Origin of the sequence: Brenneria nigrifluens DSM 30175 = ATCC 13028, from assembly GCF_005484965.1 — a bacterium.
Classification (GTDB): domain Bacteria; phylum Pseudomonadota; class Gammaproteobacteria; order Enterobacterales; family Enterobacteriaceae; genus Brenneria; species Brenneria nigrifluens.
The window spans coordinates 1,996,678-2,020,489 of the sequence record NZ_CP034036.1 but is presented as its reverse complement, the minus strand read 5'-3'; the positions used below and the strand labels follow the sequence as shown (position 1 = coordinate 2,020,489).

Sequence of the window (23,812 nt, the reverse complement as noted above, 5' to 3'; positions counted from 1 at the left end):
AAAGCGCAATGCATCCGATCTAGCATTTAAACCGTTTTTAATCAATTTGTTATAATAATCTCGTTCAATAACGTTAATCACGTACCGGCCGCTCGCGCCACTCCCGAACCGATTCTACCATTTTACGCTTTGATTCCAGCCCGCCCTGAGCGATTTCGCCGCCTGATTTTTTAACTTCATCACAGATCCGAAACGTTTAGATTTTAATCCGAAACGTTTCGGATGTATGTTGAATGAAAGCGTTTCCATACGGCGAAAAGTCCGCCCCGGACCATGGCGCCATCAGCTACGGTAGAGGTGTTTATGAGCGACGCAAGCGAAGAAAAATCCTATTGGGGAAACCGTAATTTCTGGTTGTTCGGGCTCTTTTTCTTCTTCTATTTTTTTATCATGGCTTCCTATTACCCGTTCTTTCCCATCTGGCTGCATGATGTTAATAATTTAAGCAAAACCGATACCGGCATCGTCTTCGGCAGTATTTCGCTGTTTGCCCTGGCTTTCCAGCCGATCATGGGGCCGCTATCCGACAAACTCGGCTTAAAAAAGAATCTGATGTGGATTATCGTCGCACTATTGGTGCTGTTTGCCCCCTTCTTTATTTATATTTTCAGCCCGCTGTTAAAATACAATATTTTTATCGGCGCCTTGATCGGCGGCTGCTATCTGGGCTTTGTCTTTACCGGCGGTTCTCATGCGATTGAAGCCTATATTGAAAAGGTCAGCCGCCACAGTAATTTCGAATACGGGCGTACCCGCATGTTTGGCTGCATTGGCTGGGCGTTATGCGCCACCGTGGTGGGCATGCTGTATAGCGTCAATAATGAATTAATATTCTGGATGGCCTCCGGCTGCGCGCTGGTGCTGGCCGTTTTGCTGTTTTTCGCCCGCCCGGACCAGGAGTCCACCGCTTATGTCGTCGATAAACTGGGCGCCAACAAGCCGCCGTTCAATCTGAAAAGCGCCATTGAATTGCTAAAGAAACCGGCCTTATGGTTCTTTATTCTGTATATCGTCGGCGTGGCTTGTATTTACGATGTGTTCGACCAGCAATTCGCCAATTTTTTCACCACCTTCTTCGCCACTAAACAACAGGGAACGGAGATATTTGGCTTTGTCACCACCGGCGGTGAATTACTCAACGCCACGGTGATGTTTTTCGCCCCGGTGATTATTTCCCGTATCGGCAGTAAAAATGCGTTACTGCTTGCCGGCGCCATTATGTCGGTGCGTATTCTCGGTTCCGCGTTTGCCACCACGGCGGTGGAAGTGGTGTTCCTGAAAATATTGCATATGTTTGAAGTGCCGTTCCTGTTGGTCGGCTCGTTTAAATATATTACCCAGGTATTTGAAGTGCGCTTTTCCGCCACTGTGTATCTGATTGGTTTCTGTTTCAGTAAACAGCTGTCGATGATTTTTATGTCCGTCTTCGCCGGTCGCATGTACGACAGCATGGGTTTTCAAAATACCTATCTGGTGCTGGGCGGCATCGTTCTGACGTTCACCATTATTTCAGCCTTCACCCTTTCCGGCCGCGGCGTTGTCGAAAGTATTCGTTCTTATTTCAAAAGCGATAAGCAAATCGCCTAGTTTTTTGGAGTCGTTATGAATAATACCTTTGTCAGGTTAGTCAGCCGTCACTCGGATATTGTTTTACGTTGCTATCCCTATGCGGAAATCATTTATTGGGGCCGGCACCTGCATGCCTATCAGCCGGAGGCGACTGCGGCGTTAAACCGCCCGATCGCCAACAGCCGTCTGGATAACGACGCGCCATTGACCCTTTGCCCTGAAAACGGCCGCGGATTATTCAGCGTGCCGGGCATGGAAGGGAACCGTAACGGTCGGGACTGGTCGCCGGTATTTACCACCCGCAGCCACCAGCTTGACGACAACGCGCTGACGATTGTCGGCGAGGATGCCGCCGCCGGTCTGCGGCTGGTCAGCGAGCTACGGCTTTGCCCGGACAGCGGCGTATTGCAAACCCGCAATACGCTGACCAATCTCCGCGGCGGCCTCTATCGGGTCGATCGGCTGGCGGCGACGCTCCCGTTGCCCGAGCGCGCCAATGAAATCATGGCGTTCAACGGCCGCTGGATCAAAGAGTTCCAGCGCCACTCGCTCAAGCTGGAGCACGGCGGCTATATTCAGGAAAACCGGCGCGGCAGAACCTCCCATGAGTATTTCCCCGCGCTGATTGCCGGCAAAGTGGGGTTCAGCGAACAGCAGGGAGAAGTCTGGGGAGTGCATCTGGCATGGAGCGGCAATCATCGCCTGCGCGCCGATTGTAAAAGCGACGGCCGCCGCCAGCTGCAGGCCGAAGCGCTCTATTTTTCCGGTGAAATCACGCTGGACGCCGATCAAAGCGTGACCACGCCCTGGGTGTACGCCAGCTATTCCGCCCACGGTCTGAACGGCATGAGCGACAACTTCCACCGCTACGTGCGCCGGCACATTATTCCGACGCTGGCGAGCAAGCCGCGCCCCGTTCATCTCAATACCTGGGAGGGGATCTACTTTAACCACGATCCCGACTACCTCATCCGCATGGTGGAAAACGCGGCTAAAATCGGCATCGAACGTTTTATTATCGATGACGGCTGGTTTAAAGGGCGCAACAACGATCTCAGTTCGCTGGGGGACTGGTATATCGACGCCGATAAATACCCTCAGGGGCTGCAGCCGGTGATTGACGCGGTTAGAGATCAGGGGATGGAGTTCGGCATCTGGGTCGAACCGGAAATGGTCAATCCGGACTCCGATCTATACCGCAATCACCCGGACTGGGTGCTGAAACTGGACGGCTACCCGCTGCTGGCGGGACGGAATCAGCTGCTGCTCGACCTGTCGAACCCGGCGGTCTATGACTATCTGCTGGAGCGTCTGAACTGGCTGCTGGGGGAACATAACATCGACTACGTAAAATGGGACTTCAACCGCGAGATGGTACAGCCCGGTCACCGCGGGCATCCTGCGCAGACGCGGCAAACCGAGCGGTTATATCGCCTATTCGACCAGATCAACGCGCGCTTTCCGGCGGTGGAATTTGAATCCTGCGCGTCGGGAGGCGGACGGATTGATTATGAAATTCTGCAACGCTGTCATCGTTTCTGGCCGTCGGACAGTAATGATGCGCTCGACCGCCTGCAGATCCAGCGGGGAATGAGTTACTTTTTCCCACCGGAGGTCATGGGCGCGCACATTGGCGGTAATCCCTGCCATACCACCTCCCGCACGCACAGCATCAATTTCCGCGGGCTTACCGCGCTGTTCGGCCATATGGGGGTTGAACTGGACCCGGTTACCGAACCCCAGTCGGCGCAGCAGGCGTTCGCCCGCTATATCGCCCTGTATAAGCAACTGCGCCCCCTGTTGCATAGCGGCACGCTGTTACGCCTCGACCATCCCGACAAGGCCACGCTGATCAATGCGGTTATCTCCCAGGACCAACGGCAGGCGGTGGTGGTGCTCAGCCAACTGGCCTTGCCGGAATACGCCCTGTGCGGCAGCGTGCAAATCCCCGGCCTGCAACCGCAGACGCAGTACAAGCTTGAGGTGCTGGACATGCCCGACAGCCTGCGCAAAGAGAGGAATCACACCATGAAGCAGTACCCGGCGTGGCTTAAACAGCCGATGACGCTGAGCGGCGACTGGCTGGAGAAGGCCGGCATTGCCCTGCCGATCCTCGATCCCGAGTCGGCCCTGCTGCTGCGGCTTACCGCGCTAAGCTGACGGGCGCAGGGGACGACATCACTCTCAATCCGGCGCGATAAATTGCGCCGTTTGGGTGAGATAAAACTCCCGTTGTACATTCGGTTACACGCCGAAACCAATCACTTACGGAAGGGCGCCCCCTTTTTCTCTATGCTCTTTTCACCGGCCCGACGCAGGGTCACGAAACCTGAACAAGCTATGAGGGAATGATGATGAATAAAGTATTAGTGATGATCGCGGGTGCGACTCTGGGTCTCTCTTTCGTCACCTTTGCCGCCGACACCGTCAGCAGCGCGCCGGCCCCGGCGGCGACAACTTCCGCCCCGGCCAAAACCCTTCACCATAAAAAGCAGGTGAAAAAAGCCAATACCGCGGAGCAAAAAGCGCAGGCGGCAAAAAAGCACGTTAAGAAAGACAAAGCGGCGCAACCGACCGCCACCACGCCGGCCGCCAGATAAAGGTAGCATCGCCCAGCGCCGGGCTATGGCGGTGAAAACCATCTCCGTCGTCCTCCCCTGTCAGGGCTGTCTCTTAGTCACATATATACTGTTAACGGTATATGTGAGTTCAGCGCTATTTCGTGCGCTAGAAGGCCGTCATTTCTCTGCTATGTCGCAGCACGCGCCCGACGCAGGGTGGTTCAAGCGCCACCACCCTCCGGACCCGGGCTGTGGCTGAAATCACGTCGCTGACGCGATGCCTTCGGCGGTCGCCCCCTTTCCCGAACCGCCAGTGACGGAATACTCGTCTCATCCCTGAGACTCGCCCTACCGGGCCAGCGCAAGCGCTGTTCAAAAACGCTCCCGGCGTTTTTGTCCGACGCGGCACTGGCTTGCGCCGCTTCCCTGCGGCGCATTCGCGGGGGCGTCCACCTCAGCGTGATTTCTTACGCCGACGAAAAGCAAAAAACAAAGAACCAAGAATGAACCCAAGACCAGAATACACATGGCCTCTAGAGGTTCCTTGGATTTGTGTATAAGAGACAGGTCAGGGGGAGGAGCCAAACTCCCTCCCGGCCTCCACTTGTCAGGGGGCGCTAACAGGTGGCCTGCAAACTCAAACACCCGCGCATCCGGGTGTTTATTTTATGGGATCGGACTATGCCGCGACGTTACGATTTTGAAATCACGTTCTCGCTGGTGCTGCTCTGCGGGGTCGTCGCCCTGCTCTTCTTTCTATAGATCATCAGGTTAATCAATCAAAAAAATCGTTTCCCCGCCAAATACATCTATAGTTATTTCACGGTTTGTTTGATTACTGACTTTTACTCTAAGGCACAATTTTACATGCGCATATCAGCCTGGTTGCTATGTTCATTATCTCTCGTCCCCCTTTTCAACTGGGCCGAAAGCGGCGATGTCAGCGCAGCGCAACGGCAGCAGATCTTATTTTTCAACCATGACGATCGGGATAGCGTGCCCGACGTCACCCAGTGGCCGTGGCAGGCCATCGGCCAGCTTGAAACCGCCAGTGGAAATCTGTGCACCGCTACGCTTATTTCGCCGCATCTGGCGCTTACCGCCGGGCATTGCGTGCTAACCCCGCCCGACGGCGAGCCGGACCGCCCGGTCACGCTGCGTTTCCTGGCGACCGATAGCGGCTGGCGCTATGAAACCACGGATCTTGAAGCCCTGGTGAATAAAAAACTGAGTGACCTGCTGGAAGCGGATGGCCAAGGCTGGGTGGTTACCCCCGCCGCGGCGCCGTGGGATTACGCGCTCATCCGGCTGGCGCAAACGCCCCCGGACATTACGCCGCTCCCCATGTGGCAAGGGAGTCGTCAGGCGTTAGTACAAGCATTGGCGCAAAATAAACACCGCGTTACCCAGGCAGGCTATCCGGAAGATCATCAGAATACGCTGTATCGTCACCAGGACTGCCTTATTACCGGCTGGATTCAATCTGCGGTGGTATCGCACCGCTGCGATACCTTGCCGGGCGATAGCGGTTCGCCGCTAGTATTGCACACGGCCTCCGGATGGGTATTGATGGGCATTCAAAGCTCGGCGCCCGCCGCCGGCGACCGCGATAAGGCGGATAATCGCGCCGTCGCCGTTACGGCAATCCGCCAGGCGTTGGAAACGCTGGCCCAAAAATCGGGCGTGCTGCCATCGCGCCCCGGAGTCGTCAAATAACCGGGCGCCATTATAAATACCGCGCCGCGAATTAATCATCCGATTGATTAAAATATGGCGCAATGCTTTATTACGCTCAGTGAATTAAAACCTATTATTGCGCGTTGATTTATCATTGTTTTCACATAATTTACAAATTCTAAAGATAATTACTCAAGGCCGCGAACGAAAAACTTGACTTGCATTTTTGCCATACCAACCATATCCAGTGACGTTCATTGCTGATTAATTACTATATACATTAAACGGTTATAATCCTCAGAATAGACTATCCTCTTTTTATCGCCCCATGTTAATGTGTTGATGCGAATTTTATTTTATTCTTTATATCGTTATTATTGCGCGGGGAAGGAGGAGCCAGCATGTTAAGACATTTAAATCATGATGAAAAAAAACGCATGCAAACTCTGGATGCAGTACAGGATCTTGATAGTTATCAGGATAACACTCTAAACAAGATCACGGCGATGGCCTGCAAGTTACTGCAAATGCCGACGTCATTAGTGACGCTCAGCGGCTCACAGAAGCAACACGTCAAGGCAAAAACCAATTTCGCCTTGAACGAAATGGAAAAAATCGGATCCTTTGATCAATTCGCCGTGCAGACCGGCTGTTTTCTTATCTGTCAGGATGCTTTGCAGGATGACAGGTTTAAAAATAGTCCCTACGTCTCAGGGCCGCCCTATATTCGCTTTTATGCCGGCATACCGCTTTTTACCGAAGAAGGTTACGCCATCGGCACCCTGTGCGTTATTGATTATATGCCCCGCACTTTCAGCATGCTCCAGTTGCAGACGCTGAAAGATTTAGCCACCATCGCCGTGTCGCTGATTAAATACCGTAATGCAATCGGCCTGGTTGATGCGGTCACCATGCTGCCGAACCGCCAGCGGTTGATAGAGGATATTAATCACATAACCGATATCCATGAAAACTACCTGCTGATACTGATCGACAGCATTAATATTTCCTACGCATACGAAATGGGCCGCGCGCTCGGTATGCCGACGGTCGAAAGAATGCTGAAAGATATCGGCATGTTTCTGCGCCTGACATTCCACTCGCGCGAAAATGTTTACTGCGCCGCCATCGGCCGTTTCGCCCTGTTGGTAAAAGCCGACAGAAAAGAGCAGGTGCTGGCCAAACTCGCCACCTGCGCCGACCGCATCCAGGACAGTATTACCAGTCACGTACCCTTGAAGCTGGAGTTGTTCGTCGGCTACACCGAATTCCGCATCCCGGTCATCGACCCGCAGCGTATCCTGCGCGAGGCCATGAGCGCGCTGCATGACGCTATCGATAACAACATCCGCCAGTGCGCCTACCACGAAGGCAGCGATAAGGCTCAGCAAACCGCGTTTGCCGTGCTCAACGAACTGTCCGACATTTTGCAGCATAACAAGCCCGGCCTGTATCTGGTTTATCAGCCGAAACTGAACATCAAGACCGGCAAAGTCATCGGGGTTGAAGCGCTGATCCGCTGGCATCACCCCGATTTGGGTGAAATATACCCCGACAGTTTTATTCCCCTGGCCGAGGGGACGACGCTAATGCGCCCGCTGACAGAGTGGGTGATAAAACAGGTCGCCCGGCAGATAAAAACCTGGCGTCAGGCAGGCGTATTATTTCCCATATCAATTAATGTCGCCGCCAGTAATTTCGCGGAAGACAAATTTATTTCGCGGCTAATTAATATCCTCAATAACCACCAGCTGACCACGGCGGATATTGAAATTGAATGTGTGGAAACGCAAAAAATAGTGGAAAGCTCCGAGACGCTCGCCACCATTCGGGAGCTGAAACAGCGGGGCTTCAGGATATCTCTGGATGACTTTGGCGCCGGCTACAGCAATTTGAGCTACCTGAAAAATATTCCGGCGACCATGATAAAATTGGATAAGTCGCTGATCCAGGATATTAAAACCGATCAGGATAGCCGGACTATCGTTGAGTCAATCATCAGCATGCTGCATAAGCTTAATTATGATGTTCTGGCCGAGGGCGTTGAAAATAAAGAAACGCTGGACTACCTCGCCGAGTTTGGTTGCGATGAGGTTCAGGGCTATTATTTCTCGCGCCCGCTCCCGCCAAAAGATTTTATTAGGTGGCTGAATAGCCGCCAGGTCTGATAGCAGACTCTCTCCGGGGTTGCCGCTATCTGGTTTTAATCATATCGCGAGATTTTTATGACCATTTTTGATGACCGGCAAGATATAAACGATATCAGACAGGCCATAACTTTGCTGGAAGCCCCCTCCTTTGCCATACAGCTGGCGAATCTGGTTGGCGGCCCCATTGAGTGGAGCATCTCCAAACTGCCCAACTGGGTAAAAAACAAGGTACAGGACGTGGTTCATGCCGCCCTGCATAAATCCGTCGACGCCGCGCTCTATACTTTGGACGACGATCCGCAACGAGCGTCGTCGCCCAAAACGCATCGGCTGGCCGCCGCCGCGTCCGGCGCCGTCAGCGGCTTTTTTGGCGCGGCCGGCTTACTTGTCGAGCTGCCCATCAGCACCACGATCATGATGCGTTCGGTGGCCGATATCGCCCGCAGCGAAGGATTTTCGCTGGCGGACCTGGCGGTAAAAACCGCCTGCGTGGAAGTTTTCGCGCTCGGCGGCCGCGCCAAAAGCGATGACGCCGCCGAGTCCGCCTATTATGCCTCCCGCGCGGTGCTGGCGGATATTACCAAACACGCAGCGCGCGAGCTTATTGATATCGCCGGTAAAAAAGGCGCGGAAAAAGCGTCGGCGAGGATCACCACCTCCCAGGCGGGAAGAACGCTGGCCAGAGTGATCGACGCCGTCGCCGCGCGGCTGGGCATTACCATCACTGAAAAAATGGCCGCGCAAATCGTCCCGGTTATCGGGGCGGCAAGCGGCGCGGCCATCAATACCCTGTTTATCAACCATTATCAAAATATGGCGCGGGGACATTTCATCATCAAACGCCTGGAGCAAAAATATGGCGAAGATGAAATCAAGTCGGCCTATATCCGGTTAAAGGAGGAGGTTCGGCCGCTCTGATGATTACCCTTGACTGAAAATGCCAGTCTTTCCCGATGTATTCCCGGTCGGTAAACGTTCTTTTCCGACCGGTCATTATACCCACAGATCATTTTCCGCCGTGCGTTCCGAATCCGCGTTGCCGGTATTCAGAATACCTTTCGGCTCAACCAGAATCATGCTAACTTCCTGCTCGGCATAGGGTTTATGCTCAACGCCCCGTGGAACCACATACATTTCCCCGGCGGAGACATAAACCGGCCCCTCACGCAGATCTATGCGCAGCGTACCTTGCAGTACGCCGGACAGGGTGATACCAATGGCATAAGTGTCATGACGATGCATCTCATAGGCATTGCCGTGAAAAAATGCTTCAATCCTTTCCATGCCAGCTATTTGAACGGGACGATGGATCCAATTTTGACCTGGCGCTTTTATTTCGCCCATAACTGATTTACCCACGTTGCACCATTACCGCATGGCCCGCCCATAATGGCTCGACGGGCATATCGCCATAGAACCTAACCCGCAACGCGTAACCCTAAATATAGGATTATGCGTCAATCTGATCCATCGCCTGCAATACGCGCTTGTCCGATACAGCGAACGGGGTGCCCAACTGCTGGGCGAAATAGCTCACCCGCAGTTCTTCGATCATCCAGCGCACCGCTTGCACGTCATCGTCGTCGCGGCGCTCCGCCGGCAGCTTGTTGCACCACTGTCGCCACGCCTGCTGCACCTGCTCCACCTTGAGCATCTGCGCCCGGTCGCGGTGCGCATCCTGCGCCAGTTTTTCCAGCCGCCGCTCAATGGCCTGCAAATAGCGCAGCACGTCCGGCAGCCGCCGCCAGCCGTTGGCGGTGACGAAGCCGCGGAACACCAGGCCATTGAGCTGGCTTTTGATATCGCTCAGCGCCAGCGCCATCGACATATCCACCCGGCCCTTCAGGCGCTTATTGATGGCAAACACCGCGGTCAGGATCTGTTCGACCTGTTGGGCGATATCCACCACCGACTCGTTAAGTTCTGCGCGCACTTTTTCATGCAGGCGGCGGAACGCCTCTTCCTGCCACACCGGCCCGCCGAATTCGGCAATCAGCTTATCCACCGCGCAGGCGATGCAGTCGTCAATCAGATCGAGCACTTTGCCGTACGGATTAAAATAGAGCCCCAGCTTCGCCTTGTTGGGCAATTTCTCATGCAGATACTTGATGGGCGACGGAATATTCAGCAGCAGCAAACGCCGCAACCCGTGCCGCATCGCCTGCTGCTGCTGGCGCGGCGTATCGAATAAACGGATCGCCACGCTCTCTTTTTCGTCCACCAGCGCCGGGTAGGCTTTCACCGAATAGCCGCCGCGCTTCTGCTCGTAGCAGTCCGGCAGCGAACCGAAGCTCCAGAGGTGCAGACCGCTCTGCTCCAGGCCGTCGTCCGCCACCGCGGAGAGGGTTTGCTGCACCTGGTCCTTAAGCTGCTCTTTCAGCGCGGACAGATCCTTTCCCTCGCGCAGGGTGCGGTTTTTTTCATCCACCACGCGAAACGTCACTTTTAGATGATCGGGCACCTGTTGCCACTGCCACTCGTCGCGCGGCACCGTCACCCCGGTCATTAGCCGCAGTTCGCGCTCCAACGCGTCCAGCAGGCCTCGTTCCAGCGGCGTGGCGCGCGCCAGAAACGCTTCGGCGTAATTGGGTGCCGGCACAAAATTACGCCGCATCGGTTTGGGAAGGGATTTAATCAACGCAATAACCAGTTCGCGGCGCACGCCGGGGATTTGCCACTCAAATCCCTCTTCCCGTACCTGATTAAGGATCGGCAGCGGGATATGCACCGTCACGCCGTCCGCATCGGCGCCCGGCTCAAACTGATAGGAGAGGCGCATCTTCAGCTCGCCCTGATGCCAGAAATTGGGGTAATCCAGCGCGCTGATATTGTCCGCCCCATCCTTAATCAGCATGCTTTTTTCAAAGTTCAGCAGATCGGCATCCTGATGGCCGGCGGATTTCCACCACTGGTCGAAATGGCGGGCGGAAATGATATCGGGCGGCAAACGCTGGTCGTAAAAGGCGAACAGCGTTTCATCGTCCACCAGAATGTCGCGGCGGCGGGATTTATTTTCCAGTTCCTCAACTTCCGCCAGCAATTGCAGATTGGCGCGAAAAAAGGCGTGACGCGTTTGCCAGTCGCCCTCCACCAGCGCATGGCGAATAAACAGCTCGCGCGCCAACGGCGGATCGATCTGGCTGTAGTTAACCTTGCGCACCGCCACAATCGGCAGGCCGAACAGGGTGACTTTTTCCTGCGCCATTACCGCGCCCTGCGCTTTTTCCCAGTGCGGATCGCTGTAACTGCGCTTGATCAGGTGCTGGGCCAGCGGCTCGATCCATTCGGGATCGATACGCGCGGCGATGCGTCCCCACAGTCGGCTGGTTTCCACCAGTTCGGCGACCATCGTCCATTTGGGCGGCTTTTTAAACAGGCCGGAGCCGGGAAACAGGGCGAAACGGGCGTTGCGCGCCCCGCTGTACTCCTGCTTATCCACGTCTTTCTGGCCGATATGCGATAGCAGCCCGGTCAGCAGGGCGCAGTGGATACTGCGATAGTCGGCGGGCGCGCTGTTGATCGGCAGCCCCTGCTCCTTCACCACCTGCCGCAGTTGGGTGTAGATATCCTGCCACTCGCGCACCCGCAGATAGTTGAGATATTCGCTGCGGCACAGACGGCGGAACTGACCGGACGACAGCGTTTTCTGCTGCTCGCGCAGGTAATCCCACAGATTGACGAACGCCAGAAAGTCGGACTCCTTGTCCGCAAAGCGGCGGTGCTTTTCATCCGACGCCTGCTTTTTATCCAGCGGGCGTTCGCGCGGATCCTGAATGGACAACGCCGCGGTAATCACCATTACTTCGCGCACACAGCCGGTGTTGCGCGCTTCCAGCACCATGCGCGCCAGGCGGGGGTCGATGGGGAGCTGCGCCAGTTGGCGCCCCTGCGGCGTCAGCTGATAATGGCCGTTTTCCGCCAGTTGGATCGCCCCAAGCTCCTCCAGCAGGCGCACGCCATCCTGAATATTGCGTTTATCCGGCGCCTCGACAAAGGGAAACGCCGCGATATCCCCCAGCCCCAGCGCGGTCATTTGCAGAATGACCGACGCCAGATTGGTGCGCAGGATTTCCGGATCGGTAAATTCCGGGCGCGACAGAAAATCCTGCTCGGAATAGAGCCGGATGCACACCCCGGCGGCGACGCGTCCGCAGCGCCCTTTGCGCTGATTGGCGGAGGCCTGAGAAATGGCCTCAATCGGCAGACGCTGCACCTTGGTGCGGAAACTGTAGCGGCTGATGCGCGCCGTGCCGGGATCGATAACATAGCGGATGCCCGGCACGGTCAGCGAGGTTTCAGCCACGTTGGTCGCCAGCACGATGCGGCGGCCGTGGTGCGACTGAAATACCCGGTTCTGTTCCTGATTCGACAGCCGGGCATACAGCGGCAGCACCTCGGTATGGGGTAAAGTCAGCTTGTTCAGCGCATCCGCCGTATCGCGAATTTCCCGCTCGCCGCTCATAAAGATCAGGATATCCCCCGGCCCTTCCCGGCTCAGCTCATCCACGGCGTCAAAAATCGCCTGCAGTTGATCGCGGTCGCTGTCCTCCGCGTCCTCCACCACCGGGCGGTAACGCACGTCGACCGGATAGGCGCGGCCGGAGACTTCGATAATCGGCGCGTTGGCGAAATGGCGGGAAAAACGCTCGGGATCGATGGTGGCGGAGGTAATAATCACCTTCAGGTCCGGGCGTTTCGGCAGCAGCTGGCGCAAATACCCCATAATAAAGTCGATATTCAGGCTGCGTTCGTGCGCTTCATCGATAATCAGGGTATCGTACTGCATCAACAGACGATCCTGCTGGATTTCCGCCAGCAGAATACCGTCGGTCATCAGCTTCACCAGCGTATTGTCGCCCACCCGATCGTTAAAACGAACCTTGTAGCCCACGCTACCGCCCAGCGGCGTTTCCAGCTCGGTTGCAATACGCTCGGCCACCGTTCTGGCGGCCAGACGGCGCGGCTGGGTGTGGCCGATCAGCCCGCGCACGCCCCGGCCCAGCTCCAGGCATATTTTCGGCAGTTGGGTGGTTTTACCCGAACCGGTTTCCCCCGCGACGATGATCACCTGATGGTCGCGCAACGCCTGCAGAATACGATCTTTTTTCTGGCTGACAGGCAGTTGCTCAGGGTAACTGACCGCGGGACAGCCGGCGCGACGGTTTTCCACCTTCTGGCGGGCGATGGCGATCTCACCTTCGATCTCCTGGGCGATGGCGGCCTGCGCCTGCGGCGCGCCCACTTTCGCCGCCCCCTGTAACCGGCGCTGCAGACGTTGTCGATCGCGGAGCATTAACTCGCTTAACTGCGAAGATAATGCGTTGAGAGGTGATTTCACGTTGTCATTCCTTAATGCTTTTTGCTATGGCGGGCTGTGGGAACGCCTTTATTTTTCGGCGGGCATGGTAGCACATCGACGGCGATGGCTCTAACCACGGACGATGAACCTTTATTCAATAAAACTGAAAGATGTGCTCGAAATATTGCCCTTTCAAGCCATTGAGGAGGCGGATAAGATGGCAATCAACATCATTGTTATCCTGCATTACTTTTGTGCTTGGCTGTTTATTGCGCGCTGCTCGGCGCGCTTTTCTTTATCTCTTCCCCCGCCGCGCCGGGTGATTTTTCCAGCAACTGCGTCGCCTCTTTATCCGCCCGGATATAAATATCATGATCGATTTTAACGTTCATATTGATGGTTATCGGCTCCTTGGGCGCCGCGACTTCTATCCGCGGCACACAGCCGGTCAATAAAAGCAGGACGCCAAAGGTTCCCGATACCGCATAGAGATTTTTCATCATTCCGTCCTGAATTTAGTCATTCGCCTGTTGCTCCAGCGTATCCTGCAAATTATCGCCGAAACGTAAACTGCGCCACAGCTGGAAAATATTCTCCTGATGGCGGTAGTTAAGTATCACCTGCCGCTCGGCGCTGAGCTGGGGATTTTTCCCCTGAATCTGCGCCCCAAGCGACAGCATCCCTTGATTATCCAGCTCAACCGTTGCATGGGAGCGGCCGATCTCCAGGTAGCGCAGCCAGCGGATTGCCGCGCCGCTGGCCATATTTTTATTTTCCAGCTCATCGGCGAACTGTTTATCCAGCCGTAGCGTAAGGAAACGATCGTTGCTGATGCGCCCCTGTCGGATCAGCATTCGCGGGTGGTTGAAATCAAGCGGCAATACCCCGCTCACCCGCCCGGACATCGCCAACTGCTTTATTTTCAGCAGCGGAAACAGTTCGCTGAGCTCAACGCTCTCCACTTTGAACAATGCCGCTTCCCGCTGCGGCCAGCGCAGGGCGGAAAGCCCGACGTGCCCGCTTAATACGTCCATGGCGGCCTGCGTCATGGTCAGCGGCCGCTGTTCGCTGTAGGGGTAGAAACCTTGCAGTTCGACGCGGATATTGGTCATCTTGAACAGATTATCCAGCATGTCGATACGCAGCGTGACCGGCTGTTTCACCCCCAGCTGCCACTGCTGATCCTGCAGGCGGTAGGGAAGAATAAAGTTCACGCCGTCGACTTCGCCATCCTGCAGCCACAGCCCGCCCTCTTTCACTACCCAGTGGCCCCCGGCGCGAAACCCTTCCCCGCGCGCCGCCGAAAAAGCGGACTGGGCATAAAATTGTCCGCTGCGGATCTTCATTTTCAGATTGGCGGACAGCAGCGGCTGAAACACTCGCAGCGGCTGTTGCGGCCACCAGGCGCCGCCGCGCAGCCGTTCGCCATCCCAGCGTCCGCGCAGCGCCACCGGACCAATATCCTGCGCCCGCAGCTCCCCCTGCCAGAGGAAGTCGCCGGGGTCGCGCCCGCGCAGCTTTAGCGTTAAGCGCGACGGGGGAAGATAGCCGCCGTTATTGAACTCCGCCCGTTCGGCAACGAGCTGCAACGCCCCCTGAAAATCGGCCTCTGCGCGGGCGCGCTGCCAGCGCAGCGGCTCGGTGATGGTCAACCGCGGCTGATGCACCTTCACCAGCCCATAGTTCAGCTGATCCAGCCCGCTGGAAAGCTGCTTGATCTCGATAAGGGTATCCTGCCAGCTGCCGCGCCCGGCCAGGTCTCCTTTACTTTTTAGCGGCGGCAGCTGCCCGTTGCCCCAGTAGCGCCACTGCCAGTTCCCCTTATCCGGCCAGAAATCCTGCGCCTTGCCGTCAAGGTGTAGCTTAAAGCTTCCCCAATAGTCGTCCCGCGCCCTGACTATCGCCTGCAAACGGCCGTTGACCCCCGCGGCGCTCACTCGCAGCCCGGCCAGCGGCCAGCGGGCTTCCTCAAGCCGCAGCTGCGGCGCCGGCGTGCCCCAGGCCCGCAACAGCGCCCCCGGTAAAATAGACAACTCGGGATCCAGCGCCGATCCCTGAATGACGCCCGGCAATGACGCCGTCAACGACAGGTCCGCCAGATTGGCCTGACCGGTCAGCCGGAAGCGCAGTTCGCTGTTAATCAACCCCAGATTGCCCGGTCCCAGCACCAGCACCGCGTTGGCTTTGCCGTTGTGCCCTTGGGTCAGCATATTTATCCGGGCGTCAATCCGGGTTTTATCCAGCCCCTGACGCCAGTTTTGCAGGGTGAGAGAGACCCTGCCGGAGAGCGGCTGCGCGGCGTAGGGCCAGCGCCAGACGCCGTCATTAACCTGAATGGCGTCTTCGCTCAGCCGCCACGGTAGCGCCGCCAGGGGTTCGCCGCCGCCGACCGCATGCAGCGCCAGCTCCCCCTGCCGCGCCTGCCAGCGTAGTGAGGCGGCAAGCGGGTCCGGCGCCTGTCCGCTTTCCAGATTTGCTTTCAATTCGCCGCGTACCGGCGCCAGCGCCAGCCTATCCGCCAGATCCAGCTCCCCGCTGACCCGCAGGCGGGAAGAACCCGTAGGGGTCGCCAGCATGCCGTTGCGCAACGTCAGATGCCGCTGCTTCAATTCAGCCTGCAAAGCCAGCCGCTCCCCCTGATAATGCAGCCTTTGCCGCTGATTGCCGTCGGTCGTCAGACTCACCCGACCGGCATACTCCGGCCAGGGGCGCAGGGTGAACGTTTTAATGGCGACCTGCGCGGCGGGCAAGCGCCGCTGCCACTGTGAAAGCAGCGCCGGCGCCGCGTTATCATCCGCAGACAGTGGCGGCAGGCAGTCGCTGTCCAGCGTAACGGCATCCGCCTCGACGTGCCATCGGCCCGACTGCCGCCGCAGCGAGATGTCGCTCACCTCAAGCAGCGGGCAGTCGCCGGCCTGCAGACTAAAACCATCGCTGCGCAGCCCCCCGTCATGCCACTGGGGAGAGGCGTTGAGCGTCAGCGAAATTCCTGACGGCAACCAGGCGTTCAGCAAACGCGGCAACCATTGCGGCAGCGCCCACCATGATGCGACCAACAGCAGTAGCACCAGCGCTAATCCCGTCAGCGAGTATTTTTTAATCATCAGCGGCTATTAAGCATCCTATTTCATTCAGGCCCGTATGCAGGTCGCGCTCCGTTCTACCATTATGGATTAATTATTTACATTTTTTCATTCCCCGGCGGTTACTGTTAGCCGGGCAACAATTTGTCTATTCACTATTTTCTGCTAGTTTAACCAGAGGATGTTGCGGAGAAATAGGTTATGAAACTGGCAGTTTACAGTACCAAGCAATATGACCGTAAGTATTTAGAACAGGTCAATCAGCAGTTTGGCTATCAGATAGAGTTTTTTGAATTTATGCTGACCACGCGCACCGCCAAAACCGCGGCGGGCTATCAGGCGGTGTGCATTTTTGTCAACGACGACGGAGGCCGCGAAGTGTTGACCGAACTGGCGGAGCTTGGGGTAAAAACCGTCGCGCTGCGCTGCGCCGGCTTCAATAACGTCGATCTCGACGCCGCCAAAGAGCTGGGGATCCAGGTCGTCCGGGTGCCGGCCTACTCGCCCGAAGCCGTTGCCGAGCACGCCGTCGGGATGATGATGTGCCTTAACCGTCGCATTCATCGCGCCTATCAGCGTACCCGCGACGCCAACTTCTCGCTGGAAGGGCTGATTGGCTTTAATATGCACAACCGCACCGCCGGGATTATCGGCACCGGCAAAATCGGCATCGCCGCCATGCGCATTCTGAAAGGGTTCGGCATGCGTCTGCTGGCGTTCGATCCCTACCCTAACCCGCAGGCGCTTGAACTGGGCGCCGAATATGTCGATCTGAAAACGCTGTACGCCCGTGCGGATGTGATTTCGCTGCACTGCCCGCTGACGCCGGAAAACCATCATCTGCTTAATCAGGCGGCCTTCGCGCAGATGAAAAACGGCGTGATGATCATCAATACCAGCCGCGGGGGATTAATTGACTCGCAGGCCGCCATTGATGCGCTGAAACAACAGAAAATCGGCGCGCTGGGCATGGACGTCTACGAAAACGAACGCGATCTGTTCTTTGCCGACAAATCCAACGACGTAATTCAGGACGACGTATTCCGCCGCCTGTCCGCGTGTCACAACGTGCTGTTCACCGGGCATCAGGCATTTCTGACGGAAGAGGCGTTAACCAGTATTTCCCAGACCACGTTGCAAAATCTGCAACAGATAAGCCGGAACGATGAGTGCCCCAATCTGTTGAATCCCTGATTGACCTGCGGCGGACAGGCGCTGCAACGGGCGTCAGCCGGCGGGACAAGTCCCATTCAGCAGCGCCTGTTCGTCGCAGCGCTTACCGTTGGCCAACTGGCAGGTTCCCACGCTGGCGCCGTTTAGCTGCCTTGACGTCGCCATCTTGCCCCCCGCCAGCACGCAGTTAACCTCGGCCGGCGTACTGCTCTTCAGCCGCACAATGGAATTTCCGTCGTTATCCGCCGCGGCGCCCTGCCGCTCCGCGGCCGCGTTTTTTTCACCATTGCTGCAACCGACCAGCAGCAGCGCAGCGGCAGTGAACAGCCATTGATACCATTTCATTTTCTGGCTCCAGTACGTATTTATGACGTGACTTAACTTATTCTGGCGTCATTCTATAACGAACGCCGAAATCACATGAAGCAAATTATCCCTGGAATTCAATTTAGGGTATAAGCCCGACCATCGGAAAAAGTAATGAAAGATCCATTCATTTTCTTTATAGCCTAAAGCCGGCGTTTAATCGTCTTAATGGGTAAAAAATATGTACTTGAAACGGATTGGGAATATATTCATAGGATTAATAAAGTCATAGATTAATTAATTTACCACAAGGAGATTGATACGATGACCGGTATAGATAAAGAGGCATCCGTTGAACAAGCTGGTTGGGCATATCAGCCTTTTTCAGGGCTAGCGGCAGAGTTGATAAATCAGGATGGTAAAAGAAAGCAGCTTACTCAGGCGTGGGATTTATCAGAACAGGACGCCGTATCCGCGCTTTTTAACCAGGTTAACGCGCTAGCGGAAAAAGATCGCGCCATTCATAAACTGGCGCACGATTTGGCTTTATCATTAAGAAAGAAAAAAGTCGCCAAAAACCGCGCGGCCATCGTGCAAAATCTATTACAGGAATATTCGCTCTCTTCCAGGGAAGGTATTGCATTAATGTGCCTGGCCGAGGCGCTATTGCGCATACCCGATAATGATACCCGCGACTTATTGATAAGCGATAAAATTTCCGGCCGCGACTGGAAGGCGCATATCGGCAATAACCGGCCTTTATTGGTTAACGCGGCGTCGTGGGGTTTAGTGCTCACCGACGCGCTTGTCAGCTATAGCCATAAACCACAAACCGCGGGCGGCCTGAAAAAAATCATCCGCATCTGGTCGCCGGCGCTAATCAGAAAAGCGATGAATACCGTGATGCACGTGATGAGCGAGCATTTCGTCACCGGAGAAACCATCGCGCAGGCTTTGGAATATTCGGCAAAAATAGCAGAGCAAGGATTTACCTACACCTATGACATGCTGGGAGAAGCCGCGTTAACCCAAAGCGACGCGCAGGATTATATTCAACGCTGCCGGAATGCGTTGCATGAGATCGGTAAACGCGCCGACGGCAAGGGAATATATTCCGGCCCTGAGTTTTCGCTTAAGCTGTCGGCATTGCACCCGCGCTATACGCGCCATCAGTATCACCGGGTATTAAATGAAATATACCCGGTATTGAAATCATTAGTGATACTGGCTAAAGAATATAACGTTGCTATTACCATTGACGCCGAGGAAGCGGAACGTTTAGATATTTCACTGGATTTACTGACAAAACTTTGTCATGAGCCGGAACTTCAATCCTGGAACGGCATTGGTTTCGTGGTGCAGGCATATCAAAAACGCTGTTACTACGTAATAGATTTTTTGAAAACCCTGGCGAAAACCACCGAACGGCGGTTGCGCGTCCGCCTGGTCAAAGGCGCTTATTGGGATAGCGAAATCAAACGCGCCCAGATCGCCGGACATAAAACCTATCCGGTATTTACCCGTAAAGTGTATTCGGATATCTCCTATCTGGCCTGTGCCGGCTCCCTGTTGTCCGAACCGGAACTGATTTATCCGCAATTCGCCACTCACAACGCCCAAACCCTCGCCGCCGTATACCATATCGCCGGGGATAATTTTCAGCCTGAGCAGTATGAATTTCAGTGTCTGCACGGCATGGGGGTTCCGCTTTATCAGGAGGTGGTGGGTAAGGAAAAATTGCATCGCCCTTGTCGCATTTATGCGCCGGTAGGGTCACATAAAACGCTGTTGCCCTATCTGGTGCGCCGCCTGCTGGAAAACGGCTCCAACAGCTCCTTCGTCAATAAAATCGCCGACTTAACCATCCCCCTCGATGATTTGGTGGCCAGCCCTGTGCATGAAGTCGCAAACCTGGCGCAAACAGAGCATGAAATAGGATTGCCCCATCCCAAGATCCCGCTGCCACGAGATATTTATGGCGCCTCCCGCCCCAACTCCGCCGGCTTGAATTTATATGACGAAGATTGCCTGCACCATTTATCCCATGTCTTAACCGCAAGCTCGGCGGAGCAGAGTCATGTTACTCCGCTTATCGCCGCAGCCTCTCCGCTTTCGACGCCCAAACCGATAATCAACCCGGCGGAGTCGCGGGATATTATCGGCCAGGTTTACGATGCCGGCGACGACGATATCGCCATCGCGCTGGCGGCGGCTGAAAAATCCGCCGCGAGCTGGGCCGCCGTTCCTCCCTCCCGCCGCGCGCAGATCCTGCAACAGGCCGCCGAAATCATGGAGCAAAGAATGGGCGAACTGATCGGCGTGCTGGTCCGGGAAGCGGGAAAAACCTATGGCAACGCCATAGCGGAAGTCCGTGAAGCCATCGACTTTCTGAATTATTACGCCGGGCAGGTCAGCGACAGTTTTGATAATCAAACCCATACGCCGCTCGGGGTCGTTGTTTGTATCAGCCCGTGGAATTTTCCGTTGGCCATTTTTACCGGACAGGTGGCGGCGGCATTAGCCGCAGGCAATACCGTTATAGCCAAACCCGCTGAACAGACGCCGCTGAACGGCTATAACGCCGTCAAAATTCTGCACCAGGCCGGTATCCCCGTCGATGTTCTGCAACTGTTGCCCGGCCGGGGGGAAACCGTCGGCAAAAAGCTTATTGCCGATGAAAAAGTAAAAGGGATTATGTTCACCGGCTCGACCGAGGTGGCCTCTTTTATTCAACGACAGATCGCCGCAAGAGTGGATGCGTCCGGCCGTCCAATACCGCTTATCGCCGAAACCGGCGGTATTAACGCCATGATTGTCGACTCATCCGCCCTGCCGGAACAGGTTATTATCGACAGCATTAATTCGGCTTTCGATAGCGCCGGCCAACGCTGTTCGGCATTAAGATTAATTTGTATTCAACATGATGTCGCCGATCGGCTGTTGAGCGCGCTGCGCGGCGCCATGGCCGAATACCGCATGGGAAATCCGCAACGGTTGTCCACCGATATCGGTCCCGTTATCGACGCCGAGGCAATGAATAACATCAATTCGCATATCAAGGAAATGGCGGATAAGGGATTTCAGGTACATCAGGGGGCGGCCAATCTGGCATCGGATGATGTTGCCGCCGCCAAGGGCTATTTTATCGCCCCGACGTTAATTGAAATAAACCGCATCGAAGATTTGCAAAAAGAGGTATTCGGCCCGGTTCTGCATGTATTGAGATACCACAGCCGGCAGTTGCCTTCCCTGGTGGAAAAAATAAACGCCTCAGGATACGGACTGACGTTTGGTCTTCATTCCCGTATCGATAGCACTATTGATGAAGTGACAAAAAATATCAAAGCCGGGAATATCTATATCAATCGCAATATCGTCGGAGCCGTGGTCGGCGTGCAGCCTTTTGGCGGCGAAGGATTATCCGGTACCGGCCCCAAAGCCGGCGGACCGCTGTATCTTTATCGCCTGCTGGCGGCATACCCAACCGATGCGCAACGCAAGGGGCTGAATTACACTTCCCCATCGCTACCCGAAAAAACCGTCGGACAGACCGCATTACTGGCCGTGCATAACGCCCTATCATCATGGCTGGAAAAAAATGAGGCCGCCGTTTATCCGCTGTGCGAGCAGTTTATAAAAAACAGCGCCAGTTTCACCGCCAGCGATTTACCGGGTCCGACGGGAGAAGCCAATAGCTACCGCTTACTCCCCAGAGAAAGGGTCTTGTGTTTAGCGCCTAACCGGCAGGATATTTTAGTGCAGCTCGCCGCGATAACCAGTATCGGCGGCAAAGCCTTGTGGCCGGATGAACCTCACTACCTGGAGATCTATGGCTTGCTGCCTGATGCCGTGCAACAGGTTGTGGACATCGAGCCTCTGTCCGGCGTCTTTGCCCGCCCCTTTGACGCGGTAATCCATCATGGCGACGCAGACTCGCTGCAAAAAACCTGCCGACTAGTGGCCGAGCGCGGCGGCCCTATCGTTTCAGTTCAGGGTCTGAAAAGCGGGGAAACGGATATCCGGCTTGAGCGCCTGCTTATCGAGCGCTCGGTGAGCGTCAACACGGCGGCCGCCGGCGGCAATACCCAATTGATGACCATAGATTAACGCGCGGTTTCAGCGGTGCCGCTGTCCTATCCGGCGACAATAACGAGGGGTTGCAAACCCAATAAGCTGCTATATACTCGATGTATATAGCAACTAACGGCAATGCATAGCGAGGTGTATCATGTTCCAGCAAAGCAAAGTTTTCATGAGCAACCGAACCCAGAATGTGCGGCTGCCGGTCAATCTCCGCTTCCCCGATAACGTCAAAGAGGTGACTATCAGGGCAAAGGGCATGGAGCGGATCATTACCCCCGTCAGGAACACCTGGGACAGTTTTTTCCTTTCCGGGCCAGAGGTAACGGATGACTTTCTGCCCCAACGCCCTGAACAGGTAAGCAGCGAGCGGGAATCCTTTGATGATTAAGTACCTGCTGGACACCAACATCGTCATTTTCACCATTAAGCGGCGGCCGGAATTTTTACTCCCGCGCTTTAATCAAAATGCGGAACTGCTGGCCATTTCAACCATCACGCTGGCAGAGTTGGTTTTTGGGGCGGAAAAAAGTAGCCACTCCGCAAGGAACCTCGCAACGGTAGATGATTTCGTTTCCAGAGTGACGGTGCTTCCCTACGACGAGTCTGCCGCTTTTCACTATGGCAACATCAGGGCATCGCTGGAAAAATCCGGAACCCGAATCGGGGACAACGATTTACACATAGCCGGGCATGCCAGAAGCCGAGGGCTGATTGTCGTCACCAACAACACCAGAGAATTTGACCGGGTAGATGGGCTGCGGGTTGAAGACTGGACGCAACCTTGATAAAAGTCCGCAGCAATGAACGAAACGAAGACCAATTTAGCCTGCTAAGCATTAAACTATGTTTGCCCCTGTGGTGCCCCTTTGCAAAATGAGCACATGTAAATATGCAAGATAAACAAATAGTTAACCAAAAACAACAATACAATCTCAACAAACTACAAAAACGCCTGCGCCGTAACGTCGGCGAAGCCATCGCCGATTTCAATATGATTGAAGACGGCGACCGCATTATGGTTTGCCTGTCCGGCGGTAAAGACAGCTTCACCATGCTGGAAATTCTGCGCAACCTGCAACGGAGCGCGCCGGTCGACTTTTCTCTGGTGGCGGTCAATCTCGACCAGAAGCAGCCTGGCTTTCCTGAACACGTATTACCGCAATACCTGGAGAGTATCGGCGTTGAGTACCTGATCGTCGAAGAAAACACCTACGGCATCGTTAAAGAAAAAATTCCGCAAGGCAAAACCACCTGCTCGCTATGCTCACGCTTGCGGCGCGGCATTCTGTACCGCACCGCAACGGAGCTGGGCGCCACCAAAATCGCCCTCGGCCACCACCGCGACGATATTCTGCAAACCCTGTTTCTGAATATGTTCTACGGCGGGAAACTGAAAGGGATGCCACCGAAGCTGATGAGCGACGACGGTAAACACGTGGTGATCCGCCCGCTGGCCTATTGCCGTGAAAAAGATATCGAGCGATTTGCCGAAGCCCGCCAATACCCCATTATTCCGTGCAATCTGTGCGGCTCGCAGCCTAATCTGCAACGCCAGGTGATCAAGGATATGCTGCGCGACTGGGATAAACGTTATCCCGGGCGTATCGAAACCATGTTCAGCGCGATGCAAAACGTGGTGCCTTCCCATCTGGCCGATCATGCGCTGTTTGATTTCAAAAGCATTCATCACGGCGGCGAGGTGATCGACGGCGGCGATTTGGCTTTCGATCGCCAGGAGCTTCCGCTGCGGCCGTCCGGCTGGCGGCCGGAAGACGAGGATGAAGCGCCGTCGCCGGCCAGGCTCGACGTAGTGGAAATTAAATAGTTTGAAAGAAATTGACGACGGAAACTGAGCCCTGTTTGATAAATCGTCTTAGATTGCAGGATCTCGTCTTTTAAAGGTTTTCCTTC

General features: G+C 55.4%; 16 protein-coding genes. 11 read left to right on the top strand and 5 right to left on the bottom strand.

The genetic code is table 11. The annotated features are described in order from the left end of the window. Window positions 1-303: 303 nt before the first annotated feature. The 6 genes from EH206_RS09305 to EH206_RS09275 all read left to right on the top strand — a co-directional run bounded on the left by EH206_RS09305 (window position 304) and on the right by EH206_RS09275 (window position 8,875). Window positions 304-1,587 carry an MFS transporter gene (locus tag EH206_RS09305; protein WP_009112521.1) on the top strand — a complete coding sequence of 428 codons (1,284 nt, stop codon included), beginning with the start codon at window positions 304-306 and terminating at the stop codon, window positions 1,585-1,587. 15 nt (window positions 1,588-1,602) lie between these two features. Continuing rightward, complete coding sequence (locus EH206_RS09300; protein WP_009112520.1) at window positions 1,603-3,729, top strand: alpha-galactosidase; 2,127 nt, start codon at window positions 1,603-1,605, stop codon at window positions 3,727-3,729. Window positions 3,730-3,923: 194 nt separating this feature from the next. Continuing rightward, on the top strand, window positions 3,924-4,169 hold the full coding sequence (gene asr, locus EH206_RS09295) for an acid resistance repetitive basic protein Asr (RefSeq protein WP_040343107.1): 246 nt from the start codon (window positions 3,924-3,926) through the stop codon (window positions 4,167-4,169). A gap of 828 nt (window positions 4,170-4,997) precedes the next feature. Then, window positions 4,998-5,846, top strand: a complete 849-nt coding sequence (locus EH206_RS09285) for a trypsin-like serine peptidase (protein WP_009112518.1) — start codon at window positions 4,998-5,000, stop codon at window positions 5,844-5,846. A 362-nt stretch (window positions 5,847-6,208) separates the two neighbouring features. Continuing rightward, a complete protein-coding gene (locus tag EH206_RS09280; protein WP_009112517.1) occupies window positions 6,209-7,975 on the top strand; it encodes a sensor domain-containing phosphodiesterase in 1,767 nt (588 codons plus the stop codon). Window positions 7,976-8,032: 57 nt separating this feature from the next. Then, complete coding sequence (locus tag EH206_RS09275; RefSeq protein WP_009112516.1) at window positions 8,033-8,875, top strand: EcsC family protein; 843 nt, start codon at window positions 8,033-8,035, stop codon at window positions 8,873-8,875. 75 nt (window positions 8,876-8,950) lie between these two features. Here EH206_RS09275 and EH206_RS09270 read toward each other — a convergent pair whose 3' ends face one another. The 4 genes from EH206_RS09270 to EH206_RS09255 form a co-directional block, all read right to left on the bottom strand. Further along, window positions 8,951-9,241 carry an AraC family ligand binding domain-containing protein gene (locus EH206_RS09270; protein ID WP_009112515.1) on the bottom strand — a complete coding sequence of 97 codons (291 nt, stop codon included), beginning with the start codon at window positions 9,239-9,241 and terminating at the stop codon, window positions 8,951-8,953. Between the two features lie 166 nt (window positions 9,242-9,407). Next, complete coding sequence (gene hrpA, locus EH206_RS09265; RefSeq protein WP_009112514.1) at window positions 9,408-13,295, bottom strand: ATP-dependent RNA helicase HrpA; 3,888 nt, start codon at window positions 13,293-13,295, stop codon at window positions 9,408-9,410. Between the two features lie 227 nt (window positions 13,296-13,522). Then, entirely contained in the window at window positions 13,523-13,756 is a 234-nt protein-coding gene (locus EH206_RS09260; protein WP_009112513.1) for a YnbE family lipoprotein, read from the bottom strand. A gap of 15 nt (window positions 13,757-13,771) precedes the next feature. Further along, entirely contained in the window at window positions 13,772-16,360 is a 2,589-nt protein-coding gene (locus EH206_RS09255) for a YdbH family protein (protein WP_009112512.1), read from the bottom strand. Between the two features lie 180 nt (window positions 16,361-16,540). On the opposite strand from EH206_RS09255, the gene EH206_RS09250 reads away from it, so the two are divergent. After that, window positions 16,541-17,533, top strand: a complete 993-nt coding sequence (locus tag EH206_RS09250) for a 2-hydroxyacid dehydrogenase (RefSeq protein ID WP_009112511.1) — start codon at window positions 16,541-16,543, stop codon at window positions 17,531-17,533. Window positions 17,534-17,566: 33 nt separating this feature from the next. On the opposite strand, the gene EH206_RS09245 is transcribed toward EH206_RS09250, so the two are convergent. Next, window positions 17,567-17,857, bottom strand: coding sequence for a putative hemolysin (locus EH206_RS09245; protein ID WP_009112510.1), 291 nt, complete (start codon window positions 17,855-17,857; stop codon window positions 17,567-17,569). Window positions 17,858-18,142: 285 nt separating this feature from the next. Between EH206_RS09245 and putA the strand changes: the two genes are divergently transcribed. The 4 genes from putA (at window position 18,143) to ttcA (ending at window position 23,726) form a co-directional block, all read left to right on the top strand. Next, window positions 18,143-21,925, top strand: a complete 3,783-nt coding sequence (gene putA / locus EH206_RS09240; RefSeq protein WP_009112509.1) for a trifunctional transcriptional regulator/proline dehydrogenase/L-glutamate gamma-semialdehyde dehydrogenase — start codon at window positions 18,143-18,145, stop codon at window positions 21,923-21,925. Between the two features lie 121 nt (window positions 21,926-22,046). Beyond that, window positions 22,047-22,289 (top strand): type II toxin-antitoxin system VapB family antitoxin, encoded by a 243-nt coding sequence (gene vapB, locus EH206_RS09235; protein ID WP_009112508.1) that lies wholly within the window; start codon window positions 22,047-22,049, stop codon window positions 22,287-22,289. Continuing rightward, window positions 22,282-22,686: a type II toxin-antitoxin system tRNA(fMet)-specific endonuclease VapC gene (gene vapC / locus EH206_RS09230; RefSeq protein WP_009112507.1), complete on the top strand. Its 405-nt coding sequence runs from the start codon at window positions 22,282-22,284 to the stop codon at window positions 22,684-22,686. Before vapB ends, vapC begins: the two co-directional genes overlap by 8 nt. Window positions 22,687-22,790: 104 nt before the next feature. Beyond that, window positions 22,791-23,726 (top strand): tRNA 2-thiocytidine(32) synthetase TtcA, encoded by a 936-nt coding sequence (ttcA, locus tag EH206_RS09225; protein ID WP_009112506.1) that lies wholly within the window; start codon window positions 22,791-22,793, stop codon window positions 23,724-23,726. Window positions 23,727-23,812: the final 86 nt, after the last annotated feature.